9 protein-coding genes are annotated in these 12,064 nt (G+C 70.7%); 2 read left to right on the top strand and 7 right to left on the bottom strand.

All coding sequences use genetic code 11. The features are described from left to right. Positions 1-11 precede the first annotated feature (11 nt). The 6 genes from AB0H82_RS15180 to AB0H82_RS15155 all read right to left on the bottom strand — a co-directional run bounded on the left by AB0H82_RS15180 (position 12) and on the right by AB0H82_RS15155 (position 7,633). Positions 12-1,814: an ABC transporter ATP-binding protein gene (locus AB0H82_RS15180; RefSeq protein ID WP_362992669.1), complete on the bottom strand. Its 1,803-nt coding sequence runs from the start codon at positions 1,812-1,814 to the stop codon at positions 12-14. Positions 1,815-1,860: 46 nt separating this feature from the next. Continuing rightward, positions 1,861-2,913 (bottom strand): iron-siderophore ABC transporter substrate-binding protein, encoded by a 1,053-nt coding sequence (locus tag AB0H82_RS15175; RefSeq protein WP_362992667.1) that lies wholly within the window; start codon positions 2,911-2,913, stop codon positions 1,861-1,863. Positions 2,914-3,096: 183 nt separating this feature from the next. After that, positions 3,097-3,921, bottom strand: a complete 825-nt coding sequence (locus tag AB0H82_RS15170) for an ABC transporter ATP-binding protein (RefSeq protein WP_362992801.1) — start codon at positions 3,919-3,921, stop codon at positions 3,097-3,099. 121 nt (positions 3,922-4,042) lie between these two features. Next, positions 4,043-5,137, bottom strand: a complete 1,095-nt coding sequence (locus AB0H82_RS15165; RefSeq protein WP_362992665.1) for an iron ABC transporter permease — start codon at positions 5,135-5,137, stop codon at positions 4,043-4,045. A 17-nt stretch (positions 5,138-5,154) separates the two neighbouring features. Beyond that, positions 5,155-6,213: an iron ABC transporter permease gene (locus AB0H82_RS15160; RefSeq protein WP_362992663.1), complete on the bottom strand. Its 1,059-nt coding sequence runs from the start codon at positions 6,211-6,213 to the stop codon at positions 5,155-5,157. Positions 6,214-6,265: 52 nt separating this feature from the next. Next, positions 6,266-7,633, bottom strand: coding sequence for a lysine N(6)-hydroxylase/L-ornithine N(5)-oxygenase family protein (locus tag AB0H82_RS15155; RefSeq protein ID WP_362992661.1), 1,368 nt, complete (start codon positions 7,631-7,633; stop codon positions 6,266-6,268). A 259-nt stretch (positions 7,634-7,892) separates the two neighbouring features. Here AB0H82_RS15155 and AB0H82_RS15150 point away from each other — a divergent pair, with 259 nt between their 5' ends. Beyond that, positions 7,893-8,840 carry a methionyl-tRNA formyltransferase gene (locus AB0H82_RS15150; protein ID WP_362992659.1) on the top strand — a complete coding sequence of 316 codons (948 nt, stop codon included), beginning with the start codon at positions 7,893-7,895 and terminating at the stop codon, positions 8,838-8,840. Between the two features lie 41 nt (positions 8,841-8,881). On the opposite strand, the gene AB0H82_RS15145 is transcribed toward AB0H82_RS15150, so the two are convergent. Beyond that, positions 8,882-11,041: a RecQ family ATP-dependent DNA helicase gene (locus AB0H82_RS15145; RefSeq protein WP_362992657.1), complete on the bottom strand. Its 2,160-nt coding sequence runs from the start codon at positions 11,039-11,041 to the stop codon at positions 8,882-8,884. 316 nt (positions 11,042-11,357) lie between these two features. Between AB0H82_RS15145 and AB0H82_RS15140 the strand changes: the two genes are divergently transcribed. Continuing rightward, the gene (locus tag AB0H82_RS15140) at positions 11,358-11,996 is read left to right on the top strand and encodes a hypothetical protein (RefSeq protein ID WP_362992655.1); all 639 of its coding nucleotides are present in this window, start codon (positions 11,358-11,360) and stop codon (positions 11,994-11,996) included. Positions 11,997-12,064: the final 68 nt, after the last annotated feature.

Genomic DNA, 12,064 nt, shown 5'->3' with positions numbered 1-12,064 from the left:
ATTAGGCTTGCCTAACTACCCTCTCGCCAGGCACGCCACAGTCGCGCGTACCGGCCACCGAGCGCCACCAACTCGTCGTGCGTGCCCAGCTCCACCACGCGTCCCGCGTCCAGCACGGCGATCCGGTCGGCCGCCATCGCCTGCGTCAGGCGGTGCGCCACGAACAGCGTGGTGCGGCCCGCGCACGCGGCGAGCACGGCGCGCTCCAGCTCGGCGGCGCCCTCGCTGCCCGCCTCCGCGGTCGACTCGTCGAGCACCACCACCGGCGTGCGGCTCAACACGAGGCGGGCCAGGGCGATCTGGGCGATCTTGGTGACGTCCAGACGCTCACCGCCCTCGCCGACCATGGTGTCCAGGCCCTCGGGAAGGTGCTCCACCCACCCGTCGGCGCCCACCGTGCGCAAGGCGTCCATCAGTTCGGCGTCGGTCGCCCCCGGCGCGGCGAGCCGCAGATCCTCGGCGAGCGGGCCGGAGAACACGTGCGTCTCCTGCGTCAGGATGCTCACCAGGGCCCGCGCCCCGGCCTCGTCCAGACCGCCGAGGTCGTGCTCCCCCACGCGCACCGAGCCGGCCTGCGGCGTCCCGATGCCCGCGATCAGCGCGGCCAGCGTCGACTTGCCCGCGCCCGTCGCCCCCACCAGGGCCAGCGAACCGCCCGCCGGGATCGTCAGGTCGACGTCCCGCAGAACCGGTTCGTCGGTGCCGGGATAACTGAACGTCAGCCCCTCCACCGTCACCTGGTGCGGCACGGCGTCCGCCACCTTCACGGACGCGTCGCCGACAAGGCGCTCGTCCCCGGACTCCCCGAGGACGCCGACGAGACGGGTCAGGCTCGCGCCCGACTTCTGCGCCTCGTCGAAGGTGAACATGATGGCGCCCAGCGGCGTGAAGAGGCGGTGGAACATCAGCGGGGCCGCCGACACCTCGCCCAGGCTGGCGGCGTCGGCCTCCAACAGGGCGTATCCGACCACGAGGATGAGGACGAGCCCGATGAACTCGGCGCGGTTCTCCCGGCCCACGAACCGGCCGAAGAACCGGAACACGTCGATGCCGAGATTGCGCACCCGCCACGACTCCTGGGTGACCTTCTCCCGTACCGAGTCCTCCAGGCGGTAGGCCCGGACCGTGTCGATTCCGTTCAGGCCGCTGATCAACGCCTGCGCGCGGTCGGCCTGCGCCACCCGCTGCTTGCGGTAGAGCGGGGCGGACCTGGGCAGATACCAGCGCAGGGCCAGCGCGTACGCGGGCAGCGCGCCGGCGCCCGCGAGGCCGAGCCGCCAGTCGAGGCCGAACATGCCGACCGTGGCGATGAAGACCAGCACGCCCGCCGAGAACACCGTGGGGATGGCCGTCCGGATTCCCTTGGACAGCACGGCCACGTCGTCACCGACCCGGGAGAGCACGTCCCCCCGGCCGACCTGCTCGATCCGTGCGCTCGGCATCCCGAGCACGGCACGGACGGCGCCCTCCCGCAGCCTGGCGAGGAGGTCGGCGCCGAGCCGGCCGATCAGATAGGTCGACGCCGCGGTGGCCGCCGCGCCGAGCAGCGCGGCGGCTCCCATCAGGACCCCGATCGTGACCAGGACCGAACGCGAATCGCCCTCGACCACCCCGTCGACCACCCGGCCGAGCAGGAGCACCGGGAGGATCTGGAGCGCCGCCCCCGCCACCGTGGTGGCGACGGTGGCCGTGGTCAGCCAGGGCACTTCGCGGCAGTGCGCCGAGACCCACCTGGTGGCCTCACGTCCGGTCGCCGTGCGCAGGGTCGCCGGGGCGACGCCGTTGTCGGTGGTGGGTGTTTCGGTGGTGCTCACACGGTGGCCAAGTCGGGACGGGGACGGGACGGGTTGAACGGCATCTCTATTCGACCGACTTGACGAGCTCGTCGATCGCGTACGGGAGGGACAGCGCGGTGCCCTGCGACATCGCGGCGCCCACCGCCGGGCCCTCGCTGTCCAGCAGGTAGGACACGTTGCCCTTCTTGACGGCGTCCAGGTTGGAGAACAGCTTGAACTTCTTCAACGCCTCCGTGTCCGCCTTGTCGTTGATGACGACGATGCGGTCCACGTCGATCAGGTCCGTGCGCTCGGGAGAGAGCTCGGTGGAGAACTTGCCGCCCGCGATCTTGTCGATCTTGGTCTGGTACTTGAAGCCCATGCCCGTCAGGAGCCGTCCACGCACGTCGGTGGAGGTGAACGGGTTGATGGAGTCCTTGTACCAGGACAGCGCGACGGAGGTCTGCTTCGCGAACTTCGGGTGCGCCTTCTTGGCCTCGGTCAGCTTGTCCTCGACGCCCTGGACGATCTTCTTGCCCTCGTCCTCCTTGCCCAGCGCCTTGGAGATGTGCACGACGTTGTCCTGCCACGGAGCGCTGAACAGCTCCTTCTCACCCTTGGTGCGACCCACCGTCGGGGCGAGCTTGGAGAGCTTGTCGTAGGCGGCCTTGTCGATCTCGGAGTAGACCGCGATGATCAGGTCGGGCCGCAGGGAGGCGATCTTCTCGTAGTTGGGGCCGCTGTCGCCGTTCTTCATGACGACCTCGGGCTTGGTGTCGCCCCACTTGTCCTTCACCCAGGGCCACTGGGTGTTGATGTCGGGGGACTTGCCCTCCGGGTTCGGGTACTGGTCGACCATGCCGACCGGCTTGGTGCCGAGCGCCAGGACGGTCTGGTCGTCGGTGTAGCCGACGGTCACGACGCGCTTGGGAGCCTTGGTGATCTTCGTCGAGCCGAACGCGTGCTCCACGGTGACCGGGAACGTGCCGCCACCGGCGGCCGCCGGGGTCTCCTCGCCCGCCTTGTCTTCCGAGTCGGAACCGCATCCCGCGAGGAGGCCGACGCCGAGGGTCGCGGCGGTCAGTACCGCCGCCAGCCGCCGTCGTGGCGTCGTGAGCTTCGATCGGTTGAGGAGCATCCGGATTCCCTTGCTTTCGCGCTGACCGCTGCGCCCCGTGTCTAAGGGCAGCCAAACCTTAACCTGTGGAGATGAGGTTAGCCTAGCCTTACCGATGCATTGGACGGCGGGATACGTCGAGTTGAGACCGGCGTACGTCGAGCGGGGCGGTGTTCCGTCGAACGGGGGCTCCCGCGGCGGCGTTCAGTCGAGCTGGACGTGCGTACGGCCGATGGGCACGATGAGCGGCCGGTCCCCCACCGGGTCGTCGACCACCTTGGCACGCAGCCCGAACGCCTCGTGCAGCAGCTCCGCGGTGATCACGTCACGCGGGTGCCCCTGCGCCAGGATCGAACCGTCCTTCATCACCACGAGGTTGTCGCTGTACCGCGTGGCCAGGTTGAGGTCGTGCAGCACCATGACCACCGTGCACCCCGACTCGTGCAGGTCGTCCACCAGGTCGAGCACGTCGATGGCGTGCGCCAGGTCCAGGTAGGTGGTCGGCTCGTCGAGGAGCAGCAGGTCGGTGCCCTGGGCCAGGGTCATCGAGATCCAGACGCGCTGCCGCTGCCCGCCGGAGAGCGAGTCGACCGGGCGGTCGGCGAGGTCGGAGACGCCGGTCATGGCCAGCGCGCGGGCCACGACGCCCGCGTCGTCGGAGGACCACTGGCGCAGCCAGCTCTGGTGCGGGTGGCGCCCCCTCGCGACCAGGTCGGCGACCGTCAGGCCCTCCGGCGCGACGGGCGTCTGCGGCAGCAGGCCGAGCTTCTTCGCCACGTCCCGGGTCTTGAGCTTGTCGATGTCCTCGCCGTCGAGCACGACGGAGCCCTTGACCGGCTTGAGCAGCCGCGTCAGGGTGCGCAACAGGGTCGATTTGCCGCAGCCGTTGGGGCCGATGATCGTGGTGATCACCCCGGGCGGGATGGTCACGTCGAGGTCGTCGATGACGGCCCGGCCGCCGTAGCCGACCGAGACGCCCCTGGCGGCCAGCCGTGCGGTGGTGTCGATGCTCTCGCCCTTCGACTCGATGCCGTCGACCTTCGACTCGATCTCGGTGATGTACTGAGCGACCACAAGCCCCCCTATTATTAGGTTTGCCTCACCTTTGTACCAGCTCTTCGAGCCGTACCCACCATCGAGTACCCCGTGGTTACTTGAGGTTCTTGAGGTTCGCCCGTACCAACAGGTACACGAGGAAGGGCCCGCCGATCGCGGCGGTGACCACGCCGACGGGCAGGGCGTCCGGCAGCACCGCACGCGTCGTCAGGTCCGCACCGATCAGCAGCAGCGCTCCGACCAGGCCGGACGCCACCATCGGCGGCGTGGGGCGCCGCGTCAGACGCATCGCGACCTGCGGCGCCACCAGCGCGACGAACGGCACCGGGCCGGCCGCGCTCACCGCCACGGCGGCCAGCAGCACCGCGCACAGCAGCAGGACGGCGCGCACGCGCGTGTGCCGGACGCCGAGTCCCGCGGCGACGTCGTCGCCGAGGTGCATCGGCTTGAACTGGAAGGCGGCGCAGGCCACCACGGCGAGGAGGGCGAGCGAGCACCAGAGCGCGATCCACACCTCGTCCCACGACCGGTTGTCCAGCGAACCGACCAGCCATGCCTGGGCGCGGGCCACATCCCTGATGTCGGCCGAGGCGAGCAGCCAGGTCGTGATCGCCTCCATCACGGCGCTCACCGAGATGCCGATGAGGATGAGCCGGAAGCCGTCGACCCCGCGGCGCCACGCCAGGAAGTACACGAGCAGTCCGGTGCCGAGACCGCCGGCGAGCGCCGCCGCGGAGAGTCCCACGGAGTCGACGACCGCCGCGGCGGTGCCGCCCGACACCGTCACCGAGAACACCGCGACCGCGCTGGCGCCTCCGGTGATGCCCAGGATGTCCGGGCTTGCCAGGGGGTTGCGCGCGACCGACTGGGTGATCGCGCCGGACACGCCGAGCGCGATGCCCACGACGAGTCCGGCGAGCGCCCGCGGCATCCGCAGATCCATGATGACGAACTCGTCGACCTGCTCGCCCCGGCCGACGAGGGTGGCCATCACGCGCGACAGGCCGATGGAGAAGTCCCCCACGCTGATGGAGAGGCAGAACAGCAGGAAGGTCGCCGTCATCAGCAGCAGCGTGACGAGGACGAGCCAGGGTCGCCATACGAACGACATCCGGCCGAGCCGCACGCCCGGTGCCACCGAGGGCTGCTTCGCTTCAGTCCCGTCCACGCGCTCTCGCGTCCCGCTCATGCGCTCCCGTGTCCCGCTCATGCGCTCTTGAACTTTCCTCGCCACACCAGGACCGCGAAGAACGGCGCCCCGAGCAGAGCGACGACGACCCCCGCCTCCAACTCGCCGGGCCGCACCACCAGTCGGCCCACGATGTCGCAGACCAGCAGGACGACGGCGCCGAGCAGACCCGCGTACGGCACGAGCCAGCGGTAGTCGGGGCCGGTCCAGTACCTGGCGATGTGGGCCACCATGAGGCCGAGGAACGCGATGGGGCCGCAGGCCGCCGTCGCCGCGCCCGCGAGCAGCGTGATGGCGAGGATGCCGACGGTCCGGCTGACGGCGATGTTCACGCCGAGGCCGCGCGCCACGTCCTCACCCAGGTTGAGCAGGTTGAGGGCGGGCAGCGTCGTCATGGCAAGGACGAGTCCGACCGCGATGAACGCGGCCACCGGCCAGATGACGTCGAATCCGACACCGGCCACGGAGCCCGCGTTCCAGAACCGCAGCGCGTTCAGGGACTTCTGGTCCGAGAGCGCGACCGCCGTCGTCATCGCCGCGAGGAACACCGTGATGCCCTGCCCGGCCAGTGCGAGCGTCAGGGGGTTGCCGGCCCCGCGGCCGATGCTCGCGAGGCCGAAGACGACGACACCCGCCACGGCCGCCCCGAGGAAGGCGAACCATACGTACTGGAACGGGTTGGAGAGCCCGAACACGGCGATCACCGACACCACGGCGAACGACGCGCCCGCGTTCACCCCCAGCAGGCCGGTGTCCGCGATCGGGTTGCGCGTGTAGCCCTGGATCAGCGCCCCGCCGACGCCGAGGGCGACGCCCGCGACCACCGCGAGCACCGTCCGGGGCACCCGCACGGTCTGCACGATGAGCCGGATCTCGGTGAGCCGCTGGTCGGATTCCGGCGCCGCGAACAGCCCGTGCCACACCTCGGCGGGACTCAGTGCGCGCGCGCCCACGGCCAGCGACACGGCCGCCGCGATCACCAGGACCGCGGCGAGCAGGCCGAGGCCGAGAACCCGCCGCCGCCGGGCCTCCGTTGCGCCCTTCGGCACGGGGCGCTCCACTGCAGTCGTGCTCATGTCGACTTACGTTATCCCTTTGATCGGCCCGCGCCGCACGGCCGGGTGGGCCCTAGGACCTGCTGCCGGTCTCGCCGGCGACCGGGCGGGCCTCGGCGGTGGCGGACGGGGAGCCGGACGACTCGGTGCCCCGGGCGCGGACCGAGTCCAGGATCTCGCCGACGCGGATCGCGATGTTGGAGAGCAGCGACGAGGTGATGCCGTGCGTGTGCTCCGTGCCGCCCTGGAGGTAGATGCCGCAGCGCAGATCGGGGTCGGTGGTGATGCGGTAGTCGCGCTCGACGCGGACGCGGCCCTGCTCGTCGCGGAGGCAGCGGTCGGCGACCTCGCCGAGGAGGCCGACGGGGTCGACGGGGCTGTAGCCGGTGGCGAACACCACGACGTCGGCGTCCACGAGGTTCTCCTCGCCGGTGACGAGCGACTTCACCGCGGCCTGGACGCCCTCGGCGGTCTCCTTGACGCCGGTGAGGCGGGAGACGTTGAGGAAGCGCAGCCGCTGGGTGCCGAGGACCTTCTCCTGGTACATCTGCCGGTACAGGTCGTCGATCAGGTCGATGTCCACCACGGAGTAGTTGGTGTTGCCGTGGTAGTCCATCAGCCGCCGCTTGACGTCCTCGGGCGCCTCGAAGTACTCGTCGACGGCGTCCGGGTCGAAGATCCGGTTGGCGAAGCTGCTGTCGTCGGCGGGGCTGTAGCCGTAGCGGGAGAAGACGGCGCAGACCTCGGCCTCGGGGAAGCGGCGGTGCAGGTAGGCGACGTTCTCCGCGGCGCTCTGGCCGGCGCCCACGACGACGAAGCGGGAGGGCGAGGTGCCCTCCAACTGCTCCACCTTGGTGAGCAGTTCGGAGTTGTGCCAGACGCGGTCGCCGCGCTCCACGCCCTCCGGCATGAGGGGGCGCAGGCCGGTGCCTATGACGAGGTTGCGGGCGCGGTGGACCGCGAGCCCCTCCGCCGAACGGACCGTCACGTCCAGGTACTCCACGACTCCGTCACGGACGAACGGCGTCACGCCGACGACCTCGTGACCGTAGGAGACCATGTCGTCGACCTTGGCCGCGGACCACTCCAGGTAGTCGTGGAACTCGACCCGCAGCGGGAAGAGGTTCTTGTGGTTGATGAAGTCGGTCAGCCTTCCCTTGCTCTTCAGGTAGCAGAGGAAGCTGAACTCGCTGGTGGGGTTCCGCTGTGTCACCAGGTCCTTGAGGAAGGACACCTGCATGGTCGCGTCGTCGATCAGCATGCCGCGGTGCCAGCCGAAGCTCGGCTGCTGCTCGAAGAAGTGAGCGGTGACCGTCTCCTCCCTGCCGACGCTTGCGTTGTGCTCGCTGAGCGCGATCGCCATCGCCACATTGGACGGGCCGAAGCCGATGCCAATGAGATCGTGGACCAGTGGTGCGTCGCCAGGAAGAACCTGTGACATGTCACTCCCATCGTGCGGGGAAGCCGCCTGTCAGGCGTGGGGAAGGTACAGATGGTGGGCACGTCGACAGAGCGACCCACTCGAACTTAGGTGAGCCTAAGCTAATCGAGCGCGACTGTCGACCGGACAAAGCGGGCAACCAGCCCTTTGGTGCGGGTATCCGGTCCCGTCAACTGAGGCGCAAAGTAGACTCGTTGCATACTAAGGTAAGCCTTGCTTTACTTATCGTCAGTCGTTCCCTGCTCTGAGGAGGAACCCCATGCGGGTCGTCATGTTCGGTTACCAGACCTGGGGGCACCGCACCCTGCAAGCCCTCCTGGACTCCGAACACGACGTGGCACTGGTCGTGACGCACCCCAAGAGCGAGCACGCGTACGAGAAGATCTGGAGCGATTCGGTCGCCGACCTCGCCGAGGAGCACGGCGTACCGGTGCTGATACGCAACCGCCCCGACGACGAGGAGCTGTTCGAGCGCCTCAAGGAGGCGGACGCGGACATCATCGTCGCCAACAACTGGCGCACCTGGATCCCCCCGCGCATCTTCGGCCTCCCCCGCCACGGCACGCTGAACGTCCACGACTCGCTGCTGCCGAAGTACGCCGGCTTCTCCCCGATCATCTGGGCGATGATCAACGGAGAGTCCGAAGTCGGCGTGACCGCGCACATGATGGACGACGAGCTCGACGCCGGTGACATCGTCCGCCAGGAGTCCGTCCCGGTCGGCCCGAAGGACACCGCGACCGACCTCTTCCACAAGACGGTCGACCTGATCGCCCCCGTCACCATCGGCGCCCTCGACCTCATCGCGAGCGGCCAGACGGAGTTCACCAAGCAGGACCGCTCGCAGGCGAGCTTCTTCCACAAGCGGTCCGCCGAGGACATCCGCATCGACTGGACCTGGCCGGCCGAGGACCTGGAGCGCCTGATCCGCGCCCAGTCCGCGCCGTACCCGAGCGCCTTCGCCTTCCACAAGGGCAAGCGACTGGAGATCGTCTCCGCGGTGGTCTCCGAGGGCCGCTACGGCGGTACGCCCGGACGCATCTTCTACCGCGAGGGCGAAGGCGTGGTCATCGTCGCCGGAGCCGACGCCCGGCACGGCCGCAACCACGGCCTCGCCATCACGCGCGTCCGCACCGAGGACGGCCGTGAGCTGCCCGCGACGGAGTACTTCACCTCCATGGGCGGCTACTTGACCAGCCGCCCCTGATCCCTCGATCCCTCCCCTAACCGGGATCCCGTCCCTGGTCCTCAGCCCGCCGCGGCGAGGACCAGGGGCAGCACCTGCTCGGCGCCCGCCCGGCGCAGGAGGCGGGCGGCGACCGCGAGGGTCCAGCCGGAGTCGGTGCAGTCGTCCACCAGCAGGACCGGCCCCGGTGCGTCCGCCAGGGCGGCGGCCAGCTCCCCCTCGACGCTGAAGGCACCGGACAACGCCCTGAGCCGCTGGGCGGAATTGCTGCGGCGCGCCGCGTGCGCGCCGTCCGGGCTCGTGTATGTCAGCGTGCCCAGGAGGGGCAGTCGGCCGACCGACGCGATGCCCTGCGCGAGGGAGCCGACGAGCTGCGGACGGGTCAGGGACGGCACGGCCACGACACCCACCGGCCGGGCGGCGGCGTCCGCGGCGTCCGACGCCCAGCCCCCGGGAGAGCGCGCCCAGTCGGCGAGGACCGCCACCGCGGCGCGCAGGGCGTCGTCGGGGACCGGGCCGTCCGGCGCGTTCTCCGCAAGGAGCGGGCGCAGTCGGTTGCCCCAGCCGATGTCCGAGAGCCGGCCGAGGGCGCGCCCGGTGGAGCACTGCTCCTTGGCCGGGATGCGGCCCTTGAGGTCGACGCCGAGCGCGGGCATGCCCGTCGGCCACATTCTGCGCGGCTCGATCTCGACGCCGGGGCGGTCCAGTTCCTTCGTGGCGCCCGTCAGCGCCTCCGTCGACACGGAGGAATCGGTCCAGGGGCCCGCGCAGTTGTCGCAGCGGCCGCACGGAACCGCTCCCTCGTCGTCCAGCTGCCGGCGCAGGAACTCCATGCGGCACTGGTCCGTGCGCACGTAGTCACGCATGGCCTGCTGCTCGGACTGGCGCTGCCTGGCGACCCAGGCGTACCGCTCGGAGTCGTAGACCCAGGGCTCGCCGGTGGAGATCCAGCCGCCCTTCACGCGCTTGACCGCGCCGTCCACGTCGAGCACCTTCAGCATGGTCTCCAGCCGGGTGCGGCGCAGCTCGACCAGGGCCTCCAGGGCGGGCACGGACAGCGGCCGCCCCGCGTCGGCGAGGGCCGAGAGGGTCTGGCGGACCTGCGCTTCGGGCGGGAACGCCGTATCGGCGAAGTAGCGCCAGATGGCCTCGTCCTCCTTGCCGGGCAGCAGCAGCACGTCGGCGTGCTCGACGCCGCGCCCCGCACGGCCGACCTGTTGGTAGTACGCGATCGGGGAGGACGGCGAGCCGAGGTGGACCACGAATCCGAGGTCCGGCTTGTCGAAGCCCATGCCGAGCGCCGAGGTGGCGACGAGCGCCTTGACCCGGTTCTCCTGGAGGTCGATCTCGGCCTGCAGCCGGTCGGCGTTCTCCGTGCGGCCCGTGTACGAGGCCACCTCGAAGCCGCGCTGGCGCAGGAAGGCGGTGGCCTCCTCGGCCGCGGCGACCGTCAGTGCGTAGATGATGCCGGAGCCCTGCAGCTCGTCCAGGTGCTCGGCGAGCCAGGCCAGCCGGTGCGCGGCGTCCGGGAGTTGCACGACGCCGAGGCGCAGGCTCTCCCTGTCCAGCGGGCCGCGCAGCACCAGGGCCTCGCCGGCGCCGGTGCCCAGCTGCTCGGCGACGTCCGCGGTGACGCGGGCGTTCGCGGTCGCGGTGGTGGCGAGGACCGGCACGCCGGCCGGGAGCTCGGTCAGCATCGACCGCAGCCTGCGGTAGTCCGGCCGGAAGTCGTGCCCCCAGTCGGAGATGCAGTGCGCCTCGTCCACCACCAGGAGTCCGGTGGTGGAGGCGAGCTTGGGCAGGACCTGATCGCGGAAGTCCACCGAGTTCAGCCGCTCCGGGCTGACGAGGAGGACGTCGGTCTCGCCGCGCTCCACCTCGCCGTAGATGGTGTCCCACTCCTCCGGATTCGCCGAGTTGATGGTGCGGGCCTGGATGCCGGCGCGGGCCGCCGACTCGACCTGGTTGCGCATCAGCGCGAGGAGGGGCGAGATGATCACCGTCGGGCCCGCGCCGCGCCGCCGCAGCAGAGCGGTGGCCACGAAGTACACCGCCGACTTGCCCCAGCCGGTGCGCTGCACCACCAGGGCGCGCCGCCGCTCCCGCACCAGCGCCGCCACCGCCTGCCACTGGTCCTCGCGCAGCCGCGCCGAACCCCTGGGGTCGCCGACGAGCTCGGCGAGGATGGCGTCGGCTTCGTTGCGGAGCTCCAGGTTGTCCATGACCCCATGCAACCCGATGCCACTGACAATCGCCCAATCTGCCACGGCACGCGCCCCACAATGGGCTTGTTGCCGCTGGTCCTCGCCGTGCGAGGAGGGCGCAAGCGTCGGACGACCATGAACTGGGCAGGATATAAGCAGCGCATCATCCGATACCGGCATGCGGTCCCGATTGCTCGTTGCCGCCGACGACCGCGACGGGAAGAATCGGAGTCGTTCCCCGTGCGGCTCTCCGTGGTCCGGTAGGGCTGTGCCGCGCTGCGCTCCCCCAGTCCGACCCCGCCCGCACCACGGGCGCGTAGCCGAAGGGAGGACCGTGACCTTCGGATTCGCTTCGTCCCCTGCCGTACCGGTGCCGGAGCCCCCGGCCTCGTCCGAGTTGTACGCCGATTCCGACCACCGGCTGGCCCGGATGCTGGAGCCCTCCGAGTGGTCAGCCGCGGGGATTCCGCTGCTGCGCAACCCCCGGGAGGTCGTCAGCGGTCTGCACGCACGCCATCGGCCGACTCCGGCGACGGCGGTCGTGGCCGTGCTCGACGCGGACGAACGGCTGCGGGCGAGCGCCTCGTTCAGCAGGCGCGCCACCGTGACGGACGGCTGGGTCTTCCGGAACGCGCTGCTCACGCAGTTGCGCCGGGTCATCCCGCACGACCTGCGGCGCCGCACCCCGGTGCGCACGGCCGTGCTGCTCTACTGCCGTGACGGGGACGCCCGTTGGACCCAGGAGGACGGGGCCTGGATGTGGGGGCTGCGGGACGCCTGCACCCTGCACGGGCTGCGCTGCGGCGCGTACATCACGCTGACGCGCGACGGCTGGCAGGTGCTCGGCGAGGGACGCGGCGGCCGCCGGCCGAGCTCGGGTTCGCAGCCCGAGGAGCTCGGCGAGGCCGATCTGCCGGCGATACGCACCGGAGGCGCCGCCTCCGAAGTACTGCGGCGAGCGGCGGCACGCTGACGGCGGGCTCCTGCCCGCACCACAGCGCGACGCCGTCCGTACCGACGGCCCGCACGGCTCCCACAGCT

The sequence above is a fragment of the Streptomyces sp. NPDC050732 genome (assembly GCF_040654255.1).
GTDB lineage: Bacteria > Actinomycetota > Actinomycetes > Streptomycetales > Streptomycetaceae > Streptomyces.
Note: the sequence above shows the minus strand (reverse complement) of the source record. Positions and strands in the feature narration are given on the sequence as shown.